The following is a 23,626-nucleotide window of genomic DNA, read 5'->3' as shown; positions in this document are numbered from 1 at the left end:
TGCCGCAGCAGGTCCAAGTCATTGCACCGCATCGATTTGGGCACTTGTGACAAAATCAGTCCCGGGCCGCTCTCCGTCTGCTCCGCGCGGGATAACGCAGCAGCAAAGCCGAAAACAAGCCGAAACCCTTCCGATCGCGTACCCGGACTCGCGCGCCCCAGCGTGGGGACACCACTCCCGCCACAGACGATGTCAACAAACTCCGGCTTCACGCACCTGGACGAGCAGGGCCGCCCTCGCATGGTGGACGTCGCCGAAAAAGCCGTCACCCGCCGTATCGCCGTGGCGGAAGGGCACATACGTACCTCGCCTGAGACGCTTTCCGCGATCGTGGAGGGGCGCACCGCGAAGGGAAACGTGCTCACGGTGGCGCAATTGGCTGGCATCATGGGAGCAAAACGCACGTCGGACCTCATCCCGCTCTGCCATCCCCTCCCCCTCACCTCGGTGGATGTGGAGATCGCTCCGGAGGCGGATGGAAGCGGGCTCAGGGTGACGGCAACCGCGAGGGTGGACGGCAAGACCGGGGTGGAGATGGAGGCCCTCACGGCGGTATCCTGCGCCCTGCTCACGGTTTATGACATGTGCAAGGCGCGCGACCGGGAAATGGTCATTGGCGGCATCCGGTTGCTGCGAAAAGAGGGCGGGCGCACGGGGACGTGGGAAGCGCCCGCGCGGGGCTAATCCGGCACACAGGTTGCCTTACAGGGTTCCGACTTGTGCAATGGAGACCCGCCCGATGCAATCCGTTATTCTGAAACTGCAGGCCGACGTCCAGGCCCGTAAGACACCGCGCCTGGACCTGTCACCCACGCTCAAGAACACCCTGATGGCCGGCGCGCTCTGCCTGTTCGCGTTCGCCATCGGCGCGCAGACGGCCAACAGCGCCGTCGCCGAACTCAGCGGGCTGGTGGGCACCACCTCGCCGGAGGGTGTGATCGAGCTGCAGAAGGTGGAGATCGACCGCCTGAAGCGCATTCACGAGGCGTCGTCCACCTACGGCATTCCCGCGGACCTCGCGGAGCGCATCGAAGACATTGCGCTGGCGGAGGGGATTGAGCCCCAGGTGGCGTTCGGGCTGGTGCGCGCGGAGAGCGAGTTCAACCGCCGCGCGGTGAGCCCCGTCGGCGCCGTGGGCCTGACGCAGCTGATGCCGTCCACCGCCAAGTACTTCAAGGCCGGCCTGGCGCGCGAAGACCTGTTCGACCGCGACACCAACCTGCGCATCGGCTTTCGCTACCTCAAGACGCTGATCGAGAAGTACGACGGCAACCTCAAGCTCGCGCTGCTGGCCTACAACCGCGGCCCGGACCGGGTTGACCAGCTGCTGGCGAACGGGGACGATCCCAACAACGGGTACGTAGAGATGGTGCTCGGCAAGCGCCGCCACCGCTGAGCCGTTCCCGCTCCTGACCGAAAGGCCCCGCGTGCATCGCGGGGCTTTTTTCGTTTTCCAGGCTGCCTCAACTGCCCTCACGCGGAGGCCGCGGGGGTCGCGGAGGTCGCGGGGAGGAACTGCAGGGGCAACAGAGATGGATAGAAAACAAAGAGGGGCGTGGAGATCGATCATCTCCACACCCCTCCGTTATGCTTTCTCTGCGTCTCTGCGGCTCTGCGTGAGGCTTTTCTGTTGCCGTCCCCGCGACCTCCGCGAACCCCCGCGGCCTCCGCGTGAGATCAGTTCAATCAGTCCCCCACGTGCGCCGCATCCTCTTCGGCGGGCTCGGCGGCCGGGCCCTGCGCGGGCTGCGGCGGATCGTCCGTGGCCACGGGAAGCGGAATCCCCTCTCCGGACACGAGACGCATGTCCAGCTTGGCGGGAAGCGTGAGGCAGAAGGTGCTTCCCTCGCCCACCTTGGACGTCACCGTCAGCGTGCCGCCCAGCAGGACGGCAAGGCGGCGCGAGATCGGCAGTCCCAAGCCCGTGCCCAGCTGCTGGTCCGGGTTGGACAGCTGCACGAACTCGTCAAAGATGCGGTCGAGGTCCTGCGGATCGATCCCGCGCCCCTGGTCCGAGACCTCCACGTGCAGCCCGCCATCTTCCGAACGCCGGCAGCGCACGGTGATGGGCTTGCCCTCGCCGAACTTGATGGCGTTGCTCAGCAGGTTCAGCAGAATCTGCCGCACCCGCCGCGGGTCCGTCGTGACCGTGGCGTCGCCCTCGCACTCCAGCGTGAGCGCCGAGCCGTGCTCGTCGGCCAGGGGACGCACGGTGACGAACAGGTCCTGCGCCAGCGCCGGAAAGGTCGCCGGCTGCACCTCCAGATCCACCTTGCCGGCTTCGATCTTGGACAGGTCCAGAATGTCGTTCACCAGTTCCAGCAGGTGCTTGGCCGCCGCGTTCGCCCGCTCGATGCCGCGCGCCTGCTCCGGCCGCAGCTCGCCGTAGATGCTGTCCAGCAGCAGCGAACTGTAGCCCAGAATGGCGTTGATGGGCGTGCGCAGTTCGTGGCTCATGCTGGCGTAGAAGCGGCTGCGCGACGCCATGGCGCTTTCCAGCTCGCGCTGGCGGGCCTGCAGCTGGTCGTTCAGCGACTTCAGCTCCGCCGAGGAGCGGGCCAGCGTTTCCGCCTGCCGGCGCAGCTCTTCTTCCGCCGCCTTGCGCTCCGACACGTCGCGCGCGATGACGGTGAAGACGCGCTCGTTCTCCAGCTGCAGGCAGCTGAGCGACGCCTCCAGCGGAAAGGTGCGCCCGTCCGCGCGAACGCCCACCAGAGCGTGCTCGCGCGGGCCGTCGTCCGCGCCCGGAGGCGTGCCGTCGCGCACGGAGCCCGCGCGCGTGGCGGCCGCGTTGCACAGCTCATCCAGCGGCGCGCCGCGGAACTCGGGCGCCAGCAGTTCATCCACCGGCATCCCCTGCGCGGTGGACGCCCGCCGCCCGAAGGTGCGCTCCGCCGCGGCGTTGAAGAGGGAGATGCGGCGGTCGTCGCCGAAGGTGACGATGGCCTCCATCGCCGAACCCACGATTTCCGCCAGCCGCGCCTCGGACTCCAGCAGCTCGGCGCGGTGGGCCAGCTGCACCTCGCGCAGCTCGCTTTCGCGCAGCCGCTTTTCCTGGTCCTGCAGCTGCTCGGTCTTCAGGTACAGATCAATGAAGACCGACACCTTGCTGCGCAGCACGTCCGGGTTGAAGGGCTTGAACATGTAGTCCACCGCCCCCACGGAGTAGCCGGTAAAGACGTACTCCTCGTCCTTGCTGATGGCCGTCAGAAAGATGATGGGCGTGCTGCGCGACCGCTCGCGGCTCTTGATGAGCTGCGCGGCCTCGAAGCCGTTCATCCCCGGCATCTGCACGTCCAGCAGGATGACGGCAAAGTCGTGCAGCAGCACCTGCCGCAGCGCCTCCTCGCCGGAGTTGGCGCGCACCAGGTCCTGCTCCAGCGGCTCCAGGATCGCCTCGAGCGCCATCAGGTTCTCGGGGCGGTCGTCCACCATGAGAATGCGGGCGCGCGGGCGCGGCTGCGGGGCGGGCACGGCTTCGGTGGTTCCCGTCATGCGTCGCGCGGCGGGCACGGGGGAACGCGGCGGCCGCGGATGCCGGCCAGGTGCGGCCCGATCTCCTCAAGCGTCAGCACGCACGCATCCGGCACCGCCTTGAGGGCGGACCGCGGCATCACCCGCACTTCGGCCGTCTCCGGGTCCTGCACCACGCAGTGGCCGCCGGCATCGGCGATCTGCCGCAGCCCGGCCGAGCCGTCCTGGTTGGCGCCCGTGAGCACCACGCCCACCGTGTCCATGCCATACGTTTCCGCGGCCGATTGAAACATCACGTCGATGGACGGCCGGCTGTAGCGCACCGGGTCATCCGTGGAAAGCGCGAAGGAGCCGTCATCCACCAGCAGGTGGTAGTCCGGCGGGCCGATGAACACGCCGGGCCCGATCTCCTGCTTGTCCATCACCTCCGTCACCGGCAGCGGCGTGCACTCCTGCAGCAGTTCGCACAGCAGCTCCGACTCCTTGGCGCGGTGCTGCACCACCACCACGGGCATGTCGAAGTCCGCGGGAAGCCCGGCGATCAGCGTGCGCAGCGCGTACAGCCCCCCCGCGGAGGCCCCCACCACCACCATGCGGTACCCGGCCTCGGACTCGCCGCTCACGCCGTTCTCCGGTAGATCTTTTCGCGCGTGTCCACCACCTCGTACTTGTCCTCGAAGTCGGTGAAGCGGAGAGTTTCCTTGTTGCCCAGCGCCAGCACGCCGCGGCGCGACAGGCTGTCGTAGAACAGGCGGTGCACGCGGTTCTGCAGCTTGCGGTCAAAGTAGATCATGACGTTGCGGCACACGATCACGTTGAACTCGCTGAAGGATCCGTCGGTCACCAGGTTGTGCTGGCTGAACACCACGTTGCGCGTAAGGGTGGTGTTGAACAGCGCCCCGTCGTACATGGCCGTGTAGTACTCGCTGAAGGAGCGCGTGCCGCCGGCCCGCAGGTAGTTCTGCGTGTACTCCTGCATCTTTTCCAGGGGAAAGATTCCCGCGCGCGCGCGCTGCAGCACGACCTCGTTGATGTCGGTGGCGTAGATGCGCGCGCGGTCGTACAGCCCTTCTTCCTCCAGCAGGATGGCCATGGAGTACACCTCTTCGCCCGTGGAGCACCCGGCGTGCCAGATGCGGATGAAGGGGTACGTGCGCAGGGTGGGCACCACCTTTTCGCGGAACGCGGCGTAGAAGCCCGGGTCGCGGTACATGGCGGTGACGTTGATGGACAGGTCCAGCAGCAGCTTCTCCATCAGGCTGGAGTCGTGCAGCACCCTGTCCTGCAGCTGGCTTACGCTGGCCAGCCCCTCCTGCGTAATGCGCTTCCAGATGCGCCGCTTGAGCGACGAGTACGCGTAGCTGCGGAAGTCGAAACCGTAGTGGCGGTACACGCCCTCCAGCAGCAGCTCCACCTCAATGCGCTCCACGTCGCGGTTGTACGCGGCGGGGGTGTCCGGCAGTTCCACCCGTTGGTTCGACACGGACCTTCGCTTCGGGACTTCCTTCGTTGCCGCGCGCGAGTCGCGCGGACCGTGCTCCCCGACAGAGGCAAGCCGCGTGCGAGAGCGGGTTTCCGCCCCCGCACGCTGAACACCTCAGTCCCAAGTGCCCAGTATCAAGTGCCCAGTACCAAGTGCCCAGTGCCCGGTCTCCAGTACTTGGCACTGGGCACTGGGCACTTGGTACTTTCCCCTGTCTATCTGTACAGCCACACCCGCATTAGCGACAGCAGCTGGTCCACGTCCACCGGCTTGGTGATGTAGTCCGACGCGCCGGAGGTGATCGACTTTTCCCGGTCGCCCTTCATCGCCTTGGCGGTCAGGGAGATGATGGGCAGGTTGGCAAAATCGGGCATGCCGCGAATGGCCTGCGTCGTTTCGTACCCGTCCATCTCGGGCATCATCACGTCCATCAGCACCAGGTCCACGTCCGGCTCGCGCTTCAGCAGCTCGATGGCGTCGCGGCCGTTCTCCGCGAACACCACGCGCATCCCCTGCTGCTCCAGCACGGAGGTGAGCGAGAAGATGTTGCGCACGTCGTCGTCCACCACCATCACCTTCTTGCCGCCGAATACGGTGTCGGTGCGGTGCAGCTGCTCCAGCATGCGCCGCTTCTCGTCCGGCAGGCTGCTTTCCACCCGGTGCAGGAAGAGCGCGGTCTCGTCCAGCAGCCGCTCGGGGCTCTTCACGTCCTTGATGATGATGCTTTCGGCGTACCGGCGCAGGCGCGTCTCTTCCTGCTGGCTCAGGTCCTTGCCCGTGTAGATGATGATGGGCAGGTCCTGCATTTCCGGATCGCTCTTGACCCGCTCCAGCAGGTCGAAGCCGCTTTCGCCATGCAGGCCCAGGTCCAGCACCATGCAGTCGAATCGCTTTTCCCGCAGCTGCGCCAGGGCGTCCTCGCCGGTGGGGACGGCCGTGATCTCCACGTCGTCCGCGCCGATGAGTTCGATGATGCTGCGGCGCTGCGTCTCGTCATCCTCCACCACCAGGAGCCGCTTGACGCCTTCCGAGAGGAACGCGTTGATGCGGTCGAACGCGCCGTCCAGCGCGTCCTTGCTGATGGGCTTTTCCAGGTAGCTCACCGCGCCCTGGCGCAGGCCGCGCTGCCGCTGCCCCGCCCCGCTGACGATGTGCACGGGAATGTGCCGCGTCTCGGGCGCGTGCTTCATGCGGTCCAGCACGGTCCACCCGTCGATGCCGGGCAGGTCGATGTCCAGCGTCACCGCGTCGGGCCGGTACTCCTGCACCAGCTCCAGCGCGCTTTCGCCGTCCAGTGCCACCAGCGCCTTGTACCCCTTTTCGCGCGCCATGTCCAGCAGAATGCGGGCGAAGGGCACGTCGTTTTCCACCACGAGCACCGCGCGGTCGCCCGGCTGAATGCTGGCGCGGTCGTCGTGGATCCCCGCGGACTGCGGATCGCGCGAGTAGCGGCGGCGCTCCTGCTCCTCCGCGTTCGCCTGCGGCCCGTGCGGCTGCGGAGACGCGGGGCGCTCCTGCGTACGCATGGGCGAGGGCGTCAGCGGCATGGTGCCCGTGAACATCCCGCGGTCCGACGGGCCGAAGGTGCTGTCGCCCCCGCCGCGGCCCGCATCCGGATCGCCCGGCCAGGTGATGGGGAGGAAGAGGGTGAAGGTGCTGCCCTTGCCCTCGTTGCTCTCCACCCGGATCTCGCCGCCCAGCAGGCGCGCGATCTCGCGGCTGATGCTGAGCCCCAGCCCGGTGCCGCCGTACTTGCGGCTCGTCGTCCCGTCCGCCTGCTGGAACGCCTCAAAGATCAGGCGCTGCTTGTCCGCCGGAATGCCGATGCCGGTGTCGGTGACCGCCATGGCCACCACCCCGTCCGCGTCGTTCAGCGCGGCGTTCATGAACCGCCGGCCCTTTTCCGCCTTGCGCATGGTGAGGGTGATGCCCCCCTCGTGCGTGAACTTGAAGGCGTTGCTCAGCAGGTTCTTCAGCACCTGCTGCAGTCGCTGGCCGTCGGTGTAGATGCTGGGCGGCAGCTCGGGGTCGATGTCGATGCGCAGCTCCAGCCCCTTCTGCTCGGCCACCGGGCGGAAGCTGCGGTCCACGTAGTTGGACACGTCGCGGAGCATGATGTCGCCCGCGTTCAGGTCCATCTTTCCCGCCTCCACCTTGCTCAGGTCGAGGACGTCGTTGATCAGGTTCAGCAGGTCCGTGCCCGAGGCCAGAATGGTCTGGGCGTACTCCACCTGCTTTTCCGTCAGGTTCTGGTCCTTGTTGTCGCTCAGCAGCTTGGCCAGGATCAGCAGCGAGTTGAGCGGCGTACGCAGTTCGTGGCTCATGTTCGCCAGGAACTCGCTCTTGTACTTGGACGAAAGCGCCAGCTGCTGCGCCTTTTCTTCCAGCTCGGCGCGGGCGGCCTCCACCTCGCGGTTCTTCTGCTCCACCTTGCGGTTCTGCTCGGCGAGCAGCGCCGCCTTTTCTTCCAGCTCCTCGTTGACCTGCTGCAGCTCTTCCTGCTGGTCGCGGAGCGCTTCTTCCGACGCCTTGAGCGTGCGGGCCTGCGCCTCGAGCTCGATGTTGGTGCGGCGCAGCTCCTCCTGCTGGGCCTGCAGCTCCTGCGACTGGCTCTGCAGCTCCTGTGTCAGGTTCTGCGACTGCTGCAGCAGCTCCTCGGTGCGCATGTTGGCGGTGATCATGTTGAGCACCACGCCCACGCTTTCCGTCAGCTGGTCCAGGAACACCTGGTGGATCTGGCTGAACGGAAGGAACGACGCCAGCTCGATCACGGCCTTGACGTCACCCTCAAAGAGGATGGGCAGCACCATGATGTTGCGCGGCGGCGCCTCGCCCAGCCCGGACGAGATGGTGATGTAGTCGTCCGGCACGCCGGTAAGGAGGATCGGCTTCTTTTCCAGCGCCGCCTGCCCGACGAGGCCTTCGCCCGGGCGGAAGCGGTTCGCCACGTTCTTGCGCGCCTTGTACGCGTAGCTGGCGATGAGCCGCAGGCTGAAGTCCTTGCCCTCGCCGTCCGCCAGGAAGAACGCGCCGTGGTGCGCGCCGACGAGGGGCGTAAGGTCGCTCATGATCAGGCGCGACACGCTTTCCAGGTCGCGCTGGCCCTGCATCATGCGGCTGAACTTGGCCAGGTTGGTCTTGAGCCAGTCCTGCTCCTGGTTGCGCTCCGTGGTCTCCTTGAGGTTGGAGATCATCTGGTTCACGGAGCGCTTCAGCTCGTCCAGCTCGCCCTTGGCCTCCACCGTGACCGTACGGGTGAGGTCGCCCTCCGTCACCGCGGTGGCCACGTCCTTGATGGCGCGCACCTGCGCCGTCAGCGAGTTGGCCATGGCGTTCACGTTTTCCGTCAGCGCGCGCCAGGTGCCGGCCGCGCCGGGCACTTCGGCCTGGCCGCCCAGCTTGCCCTCGGTGCCCACCTCTCGCGCCACGCGCGTCACTTCGTCGCCGAAGATGGAGAGGCGGTCCACCATCGCGTTGATCACGTCCTTGATCTGCAGGATCTCGCCCTGCGCCTCGACGGTGATCTTGCGCGTCAGGTCACCATCGGCGATGGCGGTGGCCACGGCGGATACGTCGCGCAGCTGCACCGTCAGGTTGCCGGCCAGCTGGTTCACGTTGTCCGTAAGGTCGCGCCACACGCCCGCGACGCCTTCCACCCGCGCCTGGCCGCCCAGCTTGCCCTCGGTGCCCACTTCCTTGGCGACTCGCGCGACTTCGGAGGCGAACGCGCTCAGCTGGTCCACCATCGTGTTGATGGTGTTCTTGAGCTGGAGCATCTCGCCCTTGACGTCCGCCGTGATCTTGCGGCTCAGGTCGCCCTTGGCCACCGCGGTGGTCACGTCGGCGATGTTCCGCACCTGGCCGGTCAGGTTGCCGGCCATGCTGTTCACGCTGTCGGTAAGGTCGCGCCACACGCCGGCGACGCCCTCCACCTTGGCCTGCCCGCCCAGCTTGCCTTCCGTGCCTACTTCCTTGGCCACGCGCGTCACCTCGGACGCAAATGCGCTCAGCTGGTCCACCATCGTGTTGACGGTGTTCTTGAGCTGAAGCATCTCGCCCTTGACGTCCGCCGTGATCTTGCGGCTCAGGTCGCCCTTGGCCACCGCGGTCGTCACGTCGGCGATGTTTCGCACCTGGTCGGTCAGGTTGGACGCCATGAAGTTCACGGAGTCCGTCAGGTCCTTCCAGGTTCCCGCCACGCCCGGCACGGCCGCCTGGCCGCCCAGCACGCCGTCCGTACCCACCTCTCGCGCCACGCGCGTTACTTCGCTGGCGAAGGTGCTGAGCTGGTCCACCATCGTGTTGATGGTGTTCTTCAGCTCCAGCATCTCGCCCTTCACGTCCACCGTGATCTTCTGGCTCAGGTCGCCGTTGGCCACCGCCGTCGTCACCTGCGCGATGTCTCGCACCTGCGACGTCAGGGACGAAGCCATGAAGTTCACCGCGTCGGTGAGGTCCTTCCACGTTCCGGCGACGCCGCCCACCTCGGCCTGGCCGCCCAGCACGCCTTCCGTACCCACCTCTCGCGCCACGCGCGTTACTTCGTCGGCAAAGACGGAGAGACGGTCGACCATGGAGTTGATGACCTCCTTGATCTGCAGAATCTCGCCCGCCGCCTCGACGGTGATCTTGCGCGTCAGGTCGCCGTCGGCGATGGCCGTAGCCACGGCGGACACGTCGCGCAGCTGCACCGTCAGGTTGCCGGCCAGCTGGTTCACGTTTTCCGTCAGGTCGCGCCACACGCCCGCGACGCCTTCCACGTTGGCCTGGCCGCCCAGCTTGCCTTCCGTGCCCACTTCCTTGGCCACGCGCGTCACTTCGGAGGCGAATGCGGAGAGCTGGTCCACCATCGTGTTGATGGTGTTCTTCAGCTCCAGCATCTCGCCCTTCACATCCACCGTGATCTTCTGGCTCAGGTCGCCGTTGGCCACCGCCGTCGTCACCTGCGCGATGTCGCGCACCTGCGAGGTGAGGGACGAGGCCATGAAGTTCACGCTGTCGGTGAGGTCCTTCCAGGTTCCCGCCACGCCCGGCACACCGGCCTGGCCGCCCAGGACGCCCTCGGTGCCCACCTCTCGCGCCACGCGCGTTACTTCGTCGCCGAAGATGGAGAGCCTGTCGACCATGGAGTTGATGACCTCCTTGATCTGCAGAATCTCGCCCGCCGCCTCGACGGTGATCTTGCGCGTCAGGTCGCCGTCCGCGATCGCGGTCGCCACCGCGGACACGTCGCGCAGCTGGACGGTCAGGTTGCCGGCCAGCTGGTTCACGTTGTCCGTCAGATCCCGCCACACGCCGGCCACACCTTCCACCCGCGCCTGGCCGCCGAGGCGTCCTTCCGTGCCCACTTCCTTGGCCACGCGCGTCACTTCGGAGGCGAAGGCGGAGAGCTGATCCACCATGCTGTTGATGGTGTTCTTCAGCTCCAGCATCTCGCCCTTCACATCCACCGTGATCTTCTGCGAAAGATCGCCGTTGGCCACCGCCGTGGTGACCAGGGCGATGTTCCGCACCTGGCCCGTCAGGTTGCTGGCCATGAAGTTCACGCTGTCCGTCAGGTCCTTCCACGTCCCGGCGACGTTGGGCACCTCTGCCTGGCCGCCCAGCACGCCTTCCGTACCCACCTCTCGCGCCACGCGCGTTACTTCGTCGGCAAAGACGGAGAGCCGGTCCACCATCGTGTTGATGGTGTTCTTGAGCTCCAGCATCTCGCCCTTGACGTCTACCGTGATCTTCTGGCTCAGGTCGCCGTTGGCGATGGCCGTCGCGACCAGGGCGATGTTTCGCACCTGGCCGGTCAGGTTGCTGGCCATGAAGTTCACGCTGTCCGTCAGGTCCTTCCACGTGCCGGCGACGTTGGGCACCTCGGCCTGGCCGCCCAGCACGCCCTCCGTGCCCACCTCTCGCGCCACGCGCGTCACTTCGTCGGCGAAGATGGAGAGCCTGTCGACCATGGAGTTGATGACCTCCTTGATCTGCAGAATCTCGCCCGCCGCCTCGACGGTGATCTTGCGCGTCAGGTCGCCGTCGGCGATCGCCGTGGCCACGGCGGACACGTCGCGCAGCTGCACGGTCAGGTTGCCGGCCAGCTGATTCACGTTGTCCGTCAGATCCCGCCACACGCCTGCCACGCCCTCGACTCGCGCCTGACCGCCCAGCTTGCCCTCGGTGCCCACTTCCTTGGCTACGCGCGTCACTTCGGAGGCGAAGGAGCTGAGCTGGTCCACCATCGTGTTGATGGTGTTCTTCAGCTCCAGCATCTCGCCCTTGACGTCCGTCGTGATCTTCTGGCTCAGGTCGCCGTTGGCGACGGCCGTGGTCACCTGGGCGATGTCGCGCACCTGGCCGGTGAGCGACGAGGCCATGAAGTTCACGGAATCCGTGAGATCCTTCCACGTTCCCGCCACGCCCGGCACCGCCGCCTGGCCGCCGAGCACGCCTTCGGTGCCCACCTCTCGCGCCACGCGCGTCACCTCATCCGCAAAGATCGACAGCCGGTCGACCATCGCGTTGATGACTTCCTTGATCTGCAGAATCTCGCCGGCCGCTTCGACGGTGATCTTGCGCGTCAGGTCGCCGTCGGCGATGGCCGTGGCCACCGCGGACACGTCGCGCAGCTGGACGGTCAGGTTGCCGGCCAGCTGGTTCACGTTGTCCGTCAGATCCCGCCACACACCGGCCACGCCTTCGACGCGCGCCTGGCCGCCGAGGCGTCCTTCCGTGCCCACTTCCTTGGCCACGCGCGTCACTTCGCTGGCGAATGCGGAAAGCTGGTCCACCATGCTGTTGATGGTGTTCTTCAGCTCCAGCATCTCGCCCTTCACATCCACCGTGATCTTCTGCGACAGGTCGCCGTTGGCGATGGCCGTGGCGACGAGCGCGATGTTTCGCACCTGGCCGGTCAGGTTCACGGCCATGAAGTTCACGCTGTCCGTCAGGTCCTTCCACGTGCCGGCGACGTTGGGCACTTCCGCCTGGCCGCCCAGCACGCCTTCCGTACCCACCTCTCGCGCCACGCGCGTCACTTCCGACGCGAACGCCGAAAGCTGGTCCACCATGGTGTTCACCGTGCTGGCGATGCGGAGGAACTCGCCCTGCACCGGCTTGCCGTCAATCTCCAGCGCCATCTTCTGCGACAGGTCGCCGCGCGCCACGGCGGTGATCACGCGCGCCACTTCCGTGGTGGGCGTGATCAGGTCGTTGATGAGCTGGTTGAGCGCGTTGATGGTGAGCGCCCACCCGCCGCCGATGGGTCCGATGGCGGCGCGGTCGTTCATCTGGCCCTGGCGGCCCACCGTGTTGGCGACGCGCTCGGCCTCGGCCGCGACCCGCTCGTTGAGCGAGGCGATGTCGTTGAAGGTGTCGGCGATCTCTTCCAGCAGCGGATCGCCGTAGACCTCGGGAAGCCGGATGCTGAAGTCGCCGCCCCGCATGGAGCGCAGAGCCAGCAGCAGACGGCGCAGCTCGCGGCGGTCATTTGCGGCCTGCTCGTCCTCCGCGCTCCCGCCGCCGCCACCTCCGCCCTGCCCGCCGCGGGAGGCGCCGCCGCCCCCGTTGCCGGCCGCGGCACCCGCGCCGGCGCGGCCCCGGCGCGATGCGGGAGCCTCGCTCTCCGCCGTGGCGCCGGTGCCGTTTCCGTCCGCGCCGGCACGCACGCGGCCACGCCGCATGGGAGGCGCGCCTCCGTCGCCGTCCGCCGGGGGAGTGGAGGGCGCGGGCACCGGTGCGGCGCCCGTGGGGCGTCGCGCGCCGCGGCGCGGTGCGGGCGCGGGGGATTCGCCGCCGCGGCCGGAGCCGCTGGCGGGAATCATGGGATCGTTGCGGTCGTCACCCTGAGGCACGGGCTCAGCTCCTGCGAGGCGGATCAGGACGGAATGCCGGGAGCCGGCGTGCACCCCTCGGGGCGCCGCCGGCAAATACTGCCGCGGTCTGGCCAGGCGCGCGTGAGCGGCCGGGCAGATTGCAAATCAAATGTTTGTACTGCGTCACAAGGACCCTGCACGCCCGCGTGGCCATCGGGCGGCCGCGGGCTGGCTGGGAACATGGGGCGGAGTTACGCAAAGAGCAAGCGGCCGGGCGGGACGCGGGCGATGCGCCATATCCCGTTGCGGATTCCGAGTTTCTGGCGGCGGTGGCGAGTGGCAGATGGCTGGAGGGTCCGGCAACTGCCTTCGCGCGGAGGACGCGGAGGACGCGGCGGTGGCGGAGGTTCGCGGGGGAACTGCATGGGGATGGCGGACGCGACGCGGTGTCCGTCCCGGGCGTCTGCGCGCGTGAGAGGCTGAAACGGCATCTCACGCGGAGGCCGCGGGGGTCGCGGAGGTCGCGGGGACTGCGGCGCATGCGGCTGGCTCGGAGCCGGCGGCGCAGTCCGCGCAGGCGGACTTTGTGTTTTTCGAGGCGCGGTTTCAACCGCCGGACGGAGGTCCGCGCATCGAGCCGCCTCTTCCCCCGCACCCATCATCCCCACGTGGCGCGATCCGTTTCTGTGGATCAGCGGCACGGGAAGGATGGATCAGGAGCGGACGGCGGCGCGGCGCTCGTTTTCGTCACGCATCCCCAGGAACTCGCCGATGGCGGCAAGGGATTCGATGTGGTCGCACAGGATCTTGAACGTCGCCATCAGCGGAACCGCCAGAAAGGCGCCCGGAATCCCCCAGATCCAGAACCAAAAGGTCAGCCCCACCAGCAGCGCAACCGGATTCAGCGCCAGCTTGTGCCCCATCAGCATGGGGCTTACGAAGTTGCCCTGGATGATGTTGATCACCAGAAACGCGCCCGGCACCAGCATCGCCTGCCCCACGGTGTCGTATACCGTGAGCGCCGCGATCGACAGCACGACGGTCATCGTCAGCGCGCCCAGGTAGGGGACGAACTCCAGAAGCGCCACCATCGCCCCCCACAGCAGCGGGCTGGGCATCCCCAGAATCCACATCGTCAGCGCCACGACGGCGCCTTCCGTGATGTTGACCGCGGCCGTCGTCAGCAGGTACGTGCTGATGGACGCCTCTGTCTTGCGCGCGATCTCCACCGCCTTGCGCTTGTCGCTGCGCGTGGGCAGCACCTTGATCAGCTTCTGCAGGAACAGGTCGCCCGCGGCAAGCAGAAAGTACAGCAGGATCAGGGTTTCCAGCGCCGCCGTCACAAAGCGCTGCGTGGTTCCGAAGATCCGTGAGATGATGCTTTCGCCCCGCACCACCACCTCCGGCGTCCGCGCCGCGCCCCCGCCCGCCACGCCGCCCGCCGCGTTCTGCACCTGCTCCGCCGTCTTGCTGGCCCGCTCCAGCGGCTTCAGCAGATCCTTCATCTTGTGCTGCGCGGTCTGCAGCGTCTGCGGCGCGCTGGCGGCCCAGCTCTGCACGGGATACGACAGCTCGTACCCCGCAAAGCTGACCGTCGCGAGCAAGCCCAGGATTACGATTCCCGCGCCCGCCGGCGGACGGATGCGCATCCTCGCCATCGCTCGCACCAGCGGGCTGAACAGAAAGCTGAGCAGAAAGGCGATGACGATCGGAAGCAGAAACGACCGCGCGAAGTACAGCGTGTAGAGCACGGCCAGCACCGCCAGCACGGTGATGCTGACGGAGTGGTTGAAGTGGCTTTCGATGGCGTGCCCCGTGGCGCCCAGGTCCGGCTGCTGGGCGTCGGCCGCGGCGGGCGTGCTGGTAGCCGCGGGGTCGACGTCCGGCGTCAGTACGGAGCCGGGCCCCGGCGCGGGCGGGCCGGCGCTCTCGGGGGCGGAATCCTGGTCGCGCGGCGGATGGGACGGCATGGCGTGTCTGCGGAGCGAGTGGGTGCTGCGGATCAACCCCGCCTGTGCACGAGTTGCGCCCCGCCTACCGCCGGATGGTCCACACCAGCGCCACCCCGCCGTCCCCGGTGGGAATGGGCGTGGTGGAAAGCAGCAGCCGGTCGATGCGGTTGCCGGGGTTCTGGTGATTGAAGTGCACGATCTTCCAGCCGCTGAACGTGCCGATGGCGGCGCCCGTCACCACGTCCGTGGCCCAGTGGCGCTGGTTGTACATCCGCGAAACGCCCACGAGCGTCGCCGCGCTGTACAGCACCACCGCGCCGGGAACGCGGTACTCCGGCGCCCAGTGCGCCAGCTCCGCGCTCGCCGCGGATGCGGCGGCAAAGGCGGTGGAGGTATGGCCGGACGGAAACGACCGGTGCTCGTCGTCCTTGAAGCCGCCCAGGAACTCCACGCCGTACGGATCGTCCGGCGAAATGGCCGGGCGCGCGCGGCCCACCAGGTTCTTGGTCACGCCCGTCACCACGTTGGCCATGACGATGGCCTCGGTCACGTGCAGGCCCGCATCCGCCAGGCCGGGCCGGTGCAGCAGGCGGCCGGTGGCATAGGTGCCCACGGACAGCAGCGGCGCGCCGGGAATGCCCAGCAGGCGGAACACGCTGGCGGTGCCGCTGAGCGCCTTGCGGCTCTGGTACGCGGGCTCCTGCAGGGCATCGTCCACCTCCCTGTCCAGCGGGGCCAGCAGCGCGGCGCCGGCCAGAAACCCGCCCGCTACGTACGCGTCGCGCCGGGTGAACAGGTGCTCGGAGCGGATGGAATCGCCGCGCTGGCGCTCGGGGGCGGGCGGCGGCGCGACCAGCGACTGGGCGCGCGCGGGCGCCGCGGCCATCACAGCCGCGGAGAACAGAACGACAAGACGCATGACAGCTAAGAGAGCAGGCGCGCCGCACGTGACGCGCGTGTGACAGATTCGATACATTGACCCGGAGCAAGACCTCTGCCGCGTCTCTTTCGATCGCATGCAGCGGCCTCCGCGAAAGCTCTCCCAAGCTGCGCTTGCTCCCGTCACAAAGAAAGACCGCTCTCCCGGCGCTGGCCGGGAGAGCGGTTGGATCGCGGACTCGCGCGCTACTGCTGGGACAGGGCGCGCCGCAGGTCGCGGACGGGGAACCCGCGCCGGGCCATGTCGTTCAGGATGATCTTCGCCTGCGGACTCTTGGCTTCCCCGCTCCGGTGCATGGCCCGCAGTGCCGCGGCGCCGTCCTCTCCCATTTCAGACAGGCGGGCGAGCGCCTGCGTGCGCCGGTCCCCGTTCGTGAACAGACCATGTATGGGATCGGTCCCGTTCAGGTCCGGCTCGGCGGCTACCGATCGTAGAAACCCCACCGCGGCGGCTCGGTCTGCCTGCTGCGGCATCTTGTCCAGAACCATGGACCGGAGACGCAAAGAATCACGCGACTGGTAGATGCGCCGAAGCCCCTCCACAATCGAAATCCGCTGACGCCAGCTGCCCGCGGTCCCGAAGTAGTTCGTCGCGTCCAGCCGAACGTTTGGATCATCGCTCTCCAGTGCCAGCCGCTGCAGCCCGTTCAGCAGCGAATCCCGGCGCGCCGGTGCAGCCGGCCTCTGCAGAATTCCCATCACCAGATCCGCGCCCCGGCTCACCAGAACCCGCTGACGCGCATCGCGCTTGAAGACCGAAAGGGTGCTGTCGACGGACACTGCGGGACTGGGCCTTACTTGCGCGGTCAGAGGAGCAGGGACGTAGGCACAGCAGAGCGCCAGCGCGAGAACGAAACGGAGAACTTCGGATGTGGTGTGCATCCTGTCCCGGACACAGCAAGTGGGCGAGAACCTCGTCGCCCGTCGATTGACGCTACTGCTGGGATAAGGCACGGCGCAGATCGCGAACGGGGAACCCGCGCCGGGCCATGTCGTCCAGGAGGATCTTCGCCTGCGGACTTCGCGCTTCGCCGCTCCGGTGCATGGCACGCAGCGCCGCCGCACCATCCTCTCCCATCTCGGACAGGCGAGCCAGTGCCTGTATGCGTAGATCGCCGTTCGAGAAGTATCCGTGCACCGGGTCCGGCCCGTTCGGGTCCGGCTCAGCCGCGACGGTCCGCAAGAACGCGGCTGCGGCGGCACGCTCCTGCTGAAGGGGCATCTTGTCCAAAACTGTCAATCGGACCAGCGGTCGCAACTGGTAGATGTGGCGAAGTTGTGCCACGACGGAACTACCTGCAATCATACCTCCTGCATCGCCCAAATAGCTGGTCGCATAGAGCTGAACGTTCATGTCCTCGCTTTCAAGCGCAAGCCGCTGCAGACCGTTCAGAATCGAATCGCGGTGCGCGGGCGACGATGACAGCCGCAGCATCTGCATCAACTCGCTTCGTGCCCGGCTGGGGATTACTCGCTCCCGCGCATCTCGCTCAAAAGCAGAAAGGATGCTGTCGACGGAACTGCTGCGACCTGAACGCTGCGCGGCCAAGGGTGCGCGGATGCATGCGCCGCAGAGCACCGACAGGAGAATGAGACGGATCATGATGGAGGATATGCGCATCAGGTCTCAGATTGTGTGAGGTCCCGACAGGACGAACCGGCCTTCGGCAGGGAGCCAACGCCAGGTCTGCCCCGACCAGTTGCCGGTAACAATGCTGCCGCCATCTGCGATGTCCCGAGTTGCCCGATCCGCAGTTGCCGCGACCCGGTAGAACTCCCGACGCACCTCGCTGATGAATTCATTGAGCGAGATCGTGTTCGTTCCAACAATCCGATCAAAGAGGATCATCGGGTCGTTTGCCGGATCGGCGACGGCGTTCCAGGCGGCGGAAAAGTGGCCGTTGTTCCCGTGGGACCCGCGGCCCTCGTGCGCGCGCAATCCCGCGATGTAGCCGTCCGCGTCGGCATGCATGCAGGTGTTGAACTCGTACCAGTTCGCCGTGGCTCTTCCGCACAGCGTCTGATGCGGATATAGCGAGGTCTGAATGAGGGGAACGCGGGGCGCCGAGGGAAACACGCCCAGGTTGTACGTGGACTCGCGGCGCAGGGAGAGCGATGCGCTGCTCACGTAATGCATTCCCCGGTTCGGTCCGCCCGGAACCGTCGACGCGATGAAACCGTCGCCTCCATCGTACGAGTCCGGCTGAATCTGCCGGCGCGTCGAAGAGCAATCGGTGGCACCGAGCGGCAGGTTGAGGCCCTCGATTGAATTGAAGGTCGGCGTGTAGTTGAGGCACTGCACGCCCGTGCCGTCCCTGTACTCGGAGACGGCACGGGTTGCCCACGTCCAGCCACGGTCCTGGACGGTCAACGTCCCCACCAGCACGGTACCGTCCCGCATGCGGACGGTCACATCCCCGCTCGCCACCACCGGGCCGGACCACTCGGTGTTCCCGCCCGGGCTCGCCACCGTGCTGGTACCATCGGTGAACGTCCACGAGATCACGTCCAGATCGCCCGCCGCGCTCACCAGGCAGCGAACCCGCTGGCCCCGCTGCACGGATGGGCACTGCACCCGCGGGACGGCCGGGCCGCAGTTCGCGCATCCCCCCGTACCTCCGGTGCCGCTGGAAGGAGAGCCGCTGTGGTCCGGATTGCAGACCGGTGCGTAGTCGCAAGGCGGCTCCTCCTCATCCACCGCCACGACGACGACGGGGTCCAGCACACACGGATTGCCGAACGAGTTGTCGATCACGCAGCCCATGACCGTCACGCCTGAGCCCGAGTCCGGCAGCGGGATCCGCAGCTGGCGCGCGACCTCGACCCTGGCCCGGGCGGTCGCGGGAATGATGCAATTGATGACTGCCCTGATCCTGCCGTCACGGGCGCGGGAGACAAACCGGAATGCCGTGACTTCGCCTTCGCGTGCCCGCAATCCGGGATCGAGCCGCAGCGCGAACCGGCTGTAAAGATAAGGGATGCTTCCCTTGGGATTCTCCACGCTGGCAAGACAGGCATGTGGCTCACCCGGGCTGGTGCTCCATCCCGGCCCGAGGTTCTGCAGTGCCCGGAGCGAGCGCGCGAACCCCGGCCCTGTCGCGCCCGGTTCAATCCGTCCCGCACTCGGCAGATCACTGCACGCTGCGGCGAGCATCCCGATCGCGGCGAGCACAATGCCAGCTCTCATCCGGCCTCCGTCACGATGTCTCGTCCACCGTCTCTGGACAGAGTAATACGGAGCAGAGCCACGTCCAAGAACTTTATGTCCCCTATCGAGCGCAGCCCAGGCCAGGCCGGCGGGAAGGCGGGGCGGGCAAAGAAGCTCCACCTAATCCCGTCGGTTCTCCCCGCGACCCCCGCGATTCCCGCGACCTCCGCGTGAGGGCAGTTTCTTCAATCCGCCACGCGCAGCCAGTCCAGCGGGTGCGCGGGGGCGTAGCGCTCCAGCAGTTCCGCCGTAACCGCGGGATCCGCAATCACCTGCGCGATCCCGGCCAGCGCGCGCAGGTGCTGCTCCGGGTGGTCTTCCGGGCTCAGCAGCAGCACGAACAGCCGCACGGGATGGGCGGCGCGCGGCAGCCGGATTCCCGCCCGGCTCACGCCCAGCACCACGCGCGGCTGCGGCAGCCCCCCGATGCGCGCGTGCGGCAGCGCGATGCCGGGGCGGATCTCCGTCGTCATGCGGCGCTCGGCGTCCACCAGGGTGCCCGCAAGCTCGCGCGCGTCCGCGGGCTCCAGCACGGAGGCCAGCATGCGCGCGTAAGCCTGCGTGTAGTCCGCCGTCTCCAGATCCACCACGCGGTCCGGCGCGAGCGCGTTCACCGCGGCTCCGGGCGCGTCCGCGGTGGGCACGGCGTCCGGCGGATACAGCGCCACAAAGTCCGCCGATACACTTTCCGCCACCTGCTCCGGCAGATGCCGCAGCCGCGGATGCCACGCAGGCCCGCCCCGCCGCGCGCTCACCAGCACCGTCAGGTCATCCGCCCGCGTCGATTCGCGCAGGGACGCGAGCAGCGACGGCCAGTCATCCGCCACCCGCCACTCCGCGGACATCGCGGGACGCGCCGCGCGCTGCGCCTCCACCAGCGGTTCGGGCGCGGCCTGCACCGTCAGCAGGGAGAGCGAGCCCCCCACGTCGGATGCAATGCGGTGCACCACGCCCAGCGCCTCCGCCAGCCCGGGGTGCCGCTCCAACCCCGGCGGTACGATCACCGTCAGCCGGGACGTGAGCTTGAGCGGATGACTGAGGCGCGCCACCACCATCATCTGCCGCGTCTGCTCCAGCAGCCGGTCCAGCACGGTGCCGAAGATGGCGAACGCGCCGCTGCGCCGTCCGTCCCAGCCGATCACGACCGTGGTGCTGCGCGTTTCCGCGATGCCGCGCACGATGCCGTCCGCCACGCTGCCGTCAACGCGCGTCACCGGCACGGCGCGCACCCCGGCGGACGCGGCCAGGTGCACCGCGTGGCTCAGCATCTGCTCCGCCTCCGCCACCCACGCCTCCGTGGCGTACCCCTCCTCCGGCGCCACCGTCAGCGGCAGCAGCGGCTCGTCGCTGTCCCCGCCGCGGATGGCGAACGCGAGCTCCATCAGCCCCTCCGCGCGTTTGGGATTGGCGAGCGGGATGAGGATCCGCCGTGGCGCCGCGTCCGCGTCGTACGGCCGCGCCCTTTCCCGTTCCGCCACGCGCGCGCCGAACCGCGCCACCGCCCACGGCCCGGCCAGGCAGGTGACCAGGATCATCAGCACCACGCCGTTGACCTCCGTCTCGTCCAGCAACCCGATCTCAAAGCCCACCAGCACGATGGCCAGCGTTCCCGCCGCGTGCGGCGCGGACAGGCCGAACATCGTCCACCCCTCGTCGCCGCTGTAGCCAAAGATCTTTGCCGCGATCCACGTGGCCAGCCACTTGGAAACGACGACCCCCGCCGTGAGCGCGACGGCGATGGTCCACGCCTTTGCCGTCGTGAGCGCGCGCACGTTCACCAGCATCCCCACGGAGAGCAGAAAAAAGGGGATGAAGACGGCGTTGCCCACGAAGTGGATGCGGTTCATCAGCGCGCCCTGCGCCGGGATCAGCCGGTTCAGCGCCAAGCCCGTGAGAAGTGCGCCGATGATGGGCTCCACCCCCGCGGAATGCGCCAGGTACGACACGGTGAACAGCGACGCGAGCACGAACACGAACTCCGCCCCGCCCTCCCCCACGCGGCGAAAGAACCAGCGCCCCAGCCGCGGCAGCGCCCACAGCACCACGGCCACGTAGATGATGAACGGCACCGCGAGCCGCACCCAGAATCCCAGGCTCATCCCGCTTTCCGCCGAGTTGGCGACCACCGCCAGCAGCAGCAGCGCCATGATGTCGGTGAGGATCGTTCCGCCCAGCGCCGTCGTCACCGCCTCGTTGCGCACGATCCCCAGCCGGCTGGCGATGGGAAACGCCAGCAGCGTGTGCGACGCGAAGGCGGACGCCACCAGCAGCGCGGACAGCAGGGAGTAGCCCAGCCCCAGTCCGACGGCCAGGCCCGCCGCGGCGGGGATGGCGAACGACAGCGCGCCGAAGACGATGCTGCGGTTGCGGTAGCGGTTGAACTCGTTCAGGTCCAGTTCCAGCCCCACCATCAGCATCAGGTACAGCAGGCCCACGGTGCCCAGCAGAATGATGGTGGGATCGCGCAGGAGCAGCCCGAAACCGTGCGGCCCCACCGCCGCGCCCGCGACGATGAGGCCGATGATTCCGGGAACGCGGAGTTTTTCGAACAGCAGGGGGACCACCAGAAAGATCACCGTCGCCAGCGCGACGATCAGGACGGGGTCGGAAAACGGAATGGTCGGTACCAGCGATGGAGATAAAGTCATCGAGCATCCGGTTGCGCCCGACGCGACGTGCACGCGGCGGGACGGCGGCCATGAGTTCGGTCGTCGAACCCGGTTTCTGCCTCAGGATGCGTGCCGCTCCGGGAACTACTCTGCGTGGGCGCGCCTCATTTGCGGCGTGAAAGGCCGGTTTCCGTGCATCGTCCCAATTGTGCAGACAGCGGTCACGCGGAGGGCGCGGAGGTTTTTACAGAGGGGTACGCGGGGAGTGTGGAGCGGAACCGGGCTCGCGCTCGCGACGCGGAGTCCGCTGAGAAACGGCAACGCTCACACAGAGTTAACAGAGTGGTTCTCCGTTGACTCTGTTGACTCTGTGTGATGCTGATCGGTTCAGTCGTGCGCGCCGGATACGCTGCGTTCGTAGACGGCCATCACCTGCTGGCGGGAAACGACGCCCAGAAGCCGCTCCGTCCCCGGCTCCACCACGGGGAGCGAGGCGATCCCGCGCGTCCCCATCCGCCGGATCACCGTCAGCAGCGTGTCCGACGGCGAAACCGTTTCGGCCGGCGCGGCGAGGTCCGCGGCCATCACCAGCCCGCCCACGGAGCCCGCCACGCCCATCAGCCGCGCCAGGTCCTGCACGGTGACCAGGCCCAGGCAGCGGCCATCCGCATCGACCACGGGCAGTTCCGTCTCATCCGCGCTCTCCAGCACGGCCAGCATCTCCGCCGGGCCGGCGTCCTCCCGCAGCGTGCGCGGCGCGCGGTCGTACAGCTCCGCGACGCGGTGGCGGGCCAGCACGCCCTCGTCCGCGCCGTGGTGAATGCGCTCGCCACGCCTTCGCAGCCATCCGCTGTACAGGTTGTCCGGCTCCAGCCATCGCGCCGCCGCGTATCCGATCACCGTCGTCAGCATAAGCGGCAGCATGATGGCGCTGTCCTGCGTCATCTCGAACACGATCAGGATTCCGGTGATGGGGGCGCCCGTCGACGCGGCCACCACGGCACCCATCCCCACCAGCGCATACGACTGCGGCTGAATGCCCATCCCCGGAAACAGCGCGGCCGCCGCCACCCCGAAGCCGCCGCCCGTGGCCGCGCCCAGGTACAGCGACGGGGTGAACACGCCCCCCGACGCGCCGCTGTTGAGCGTGATGGAGGTCGCCACGATCTTGCCGATCGCGAGAAGCGCCAGCGAGTACCACGCCATCTGCCCGAACACGTCCAGCCGCACGGCCAGGTGCCCGAAGCCCACCAGCCGCCCGCCGGACAGGTACACCATCCCGCCCACCAGCGCGCCGCCGATCCACGGAACCAGCGGCGCGGGAAGGGCCATCCGCTGCACCAGCCGCCCCACGCCGAAGTAGCAGCGGATGAACGAGGCCGACACGCCGCCCACCAGCAGGCCGAGCAGCGGATACAGCAGCACCACCTCGCGCACCAGCCCGTAGCCGTATTCCGCGGGGATGGGGAACGCCGGGTGATTGCCAAAGAACGCGCGCGACACCATCGCCCCGATCACGCTGCTGACGACCACGGCGGGGAACGCCGCCACCGCCAGCGAGCCCAGGATCTCCTCCAGCGCGAAGAAGGCGCCCGTCAGCGGCGCGTTGAACGCGGCGGAGATGCCGGCCGCCGCGCCCGCGGCCACCAGCACGCGGATGCGGCCGGGATCAAAGCGGAACGTCCGTCCCAGGAACGATCCCACCGCGGAGCCCAGCACGGCGACGGGCCCCTCGCTCCCCGCCGAGCCGCCGCACCCCAGCGTCACCGCGCTCGCCGCCGTCCGCGCCAGCGCGGGGCGAAAGGCGATGCGCCCGTCGCGCGCCACGGCGAGCTGCACGTCGGGCACGTTCATCCCCTCGTGCCCGCGGCCGATGCGCCGCATGATCCACCACGCCAGCGCAAAGCCCGCCCCGGTCACCAGCGGGCGGTACGCCAGAAAGGCGGAGCGCGGCCGGAAGCGCGCGGGAAGCGTGTAGAAGAGGGTGTACGCGGCGTCGATGAAGCCGTAGAACGCAATCACGCCCAGCGCGCTGGCCAGCCCCACCGCCGCCGCAAAGGCGAACAGGATGGTGTTCTCGCTCAGCCCCAGGGCGTTGAACCACTGGACGAACCGCTCCCACCCGGCCGCCAGCGCCTGCGCGCCCCGCCGCATCGTGC

The 23,626-nt window shown here is 68.0% G+C and carries 13 protein-coding genes; 2 read left to right on the top strand and 11 right to left on the bottom strand.

All coding sequences use genetic code 11. From position 1 onward, the window contains the following. Positions 1-189 precede the first annotated feature (189 nt). Positions 190-684, top strand: a complete 495-nt coding sequence (moaC, locus tag HNQ61_RS19695; RefSeq protein ID WP_170036593.1) for a cyclic pyranopterin monophosphate synthase MoaC — start codon at positions 190-192, stop codon at positions 682-684. Positions 685-739: 55 nt separating this feature from the next. Then, the gene (locus tag HNQ61_RS19690; RefSeq protein ID WP_170036591.1) at positions 740-1,396 is read left to right on the top strand and encodes a transglycosylase SLT domain-containing protein; all 657 of its coding nucleotides are present in this window, start codon (positions 740-742) and stop codon (positions 1,394-1,396) included. 290 nt (positions 1,397-1,686) lie between these two features. On the opposite strand, the gene HNQ61_RS19685 is transcribed toward HNQ61_RS19690, so the two are convergent. The 11 genes from HNQ61_RS19685 to HNQ61_RS19635 all read right to left on the bottom strand — a co-directional run bounded on the left by HNQ61_RS19685 (position 1,687) and on the right by HNQ61_RS19635 (position 23,621). Then, a complete protein-coding gene (locus HNQ61_RS19685) occupies positions 1,687-3,495 on the bottom strand; it encodes a hybrid sensor histidine kinase/response regulator (protein WP_170036589.1) in 1,809 nt (602 codons plus the stop codon). After that, positions 3,492-4,097 carry a chemotaxis protein CheB gene (locus tag HNQ61_RS19680; protein WP_205761842.1) on the bottom strand — a complete coding sequence of 202 codons (606 nt, stop codon included), beginning with the start codon at positions 4,095-4,097 and terminating at the stop codon, positions 3,492-3,494. The genes HNQ61_RS19685 and HNQ61_RS19680 overlap by 4 nt, the downstream gene beginning before the upstream one ends. Then, positions 4,094-4,957 carry a CheR family methyltransferase gene (locus HNQ61_RS19675; RefSeq protein WP_205761840.1) on the bottom strand — a complete coding sequence of 288 codons (864 nt, stop codon included), beginning with the start codon at positions 4,955-4,957 and terminating at the stop codon, positions 4,094-4,096. The genes HNQ61_RS19680 and HNQ61_RS19675 overlap by 4 nt, the downstream gene beginning before the upstream one ends. Before the next feature lie 215 nt (positions 4,958-5,172). Next, positions 5,173-12,390: a HAMP domain-containing protein gene (locus tag HNQ61_RS19670; protein WP_183685752.1), complete on the bottom strand. Its 7,218-nt coding sequence runs from the start codon at positions 12,388-12,390 to the stop codon at positions 5,173-5,175. 1,082 nt (positions 12,391-13,472) lie between these two features. Next, positions 13,473-14,729, bottom strand: coding sequence for an AI-2E family transporter (locus HNQ61_RS19665; RefSeq protein ID WP_170036587.1), 1,257 nt, complete (start codon positions 14,727-14,729; stop codon positions 13,473-13,475). Positions 14,730-14,793: 64 nt separating this feature from the next. Continuing rightward, positions 14,794-15,630, bottom strand: coding sequence for a phosphatase PAP2 family protein (locus tag HNQ61_RS19660; protein ID WP_170036585.1), 837 nt, complete (start codon positions 15,628-15,630; stop codon positions 14,794-14,796). Positions 15,631-15,836: 206 nt separating this feature from the next. Next, complete coding sequence (locus HNQ61_RS19655; RefSeq protein WP_170036583.1) at positions 15,837-16,430, bottom strand: hypothetical protein; 594 nt, start codon at positions 16,428-16,430, stop codon at positions 15,837-15,839. Positions 16,431-16,584: 154 nt separating this feature from the next. Further along, on the bottom strand, positions 16,585-17,271 hold the full coding sequence (locus HNQ61_RS19650; RefSeq protein ID WP_170036581.1) for a hypothetical protein: 687 nt from the start codon (positions 17,269-17,271) through the stop codon (positions 16,585-16,587). Positions 17,272-17,277: 6 nt separating this feature from the next. Next, positions 17,278-18,837 carry a hypothetical protein gene (locus HNQ61_RS19645; protein ID WP_170036579.1) on the bottom strand — a complete coding sequence of 520 codons (1,560 nt, stop codon included), beginning with the start codon at positions 18,835-18,837 and terminating at the stop codon, positions 17,278-17,280. Between the two features lie 206 nt (positions 18,838-19,043). After that, positions 19,044-21,506, bottom strand: coding sequence for a cation:proton antiporter domain-containing protein (locus HNQ61_RS19640; protein WP_170036577.1), 2,463 nt, complete (start codon positions 21,504-21,506; stop codon positions 19,044-19,046). A gap of 348 nt (positions 21,507-21,854) precedes the next feature. Next, a complete protein-coding gene (locus tag HNQ61_RS19635) occupies positions 21,855-23,621 on the bottom strand; it encodes a chloride channel protein (protein WP_170036575.1) in 1,767 nt (588 codons plus the stop codon). Positions 23,622-23,626: the final 5 nt, after the last annotated feature.

The organism is Longimicrobium terrae (assembly GCF_014202995.1).
Lineage (GTDB): Bacteria > Gemmatimonadota > Gemmatimonadetes > Longimicrobiales > Longimicrobiaceae > Longimicrobium > Longimicrobium terrae.
This window is presented reverse-complemented; position numbering and strand designations above follow the sequence as displayed.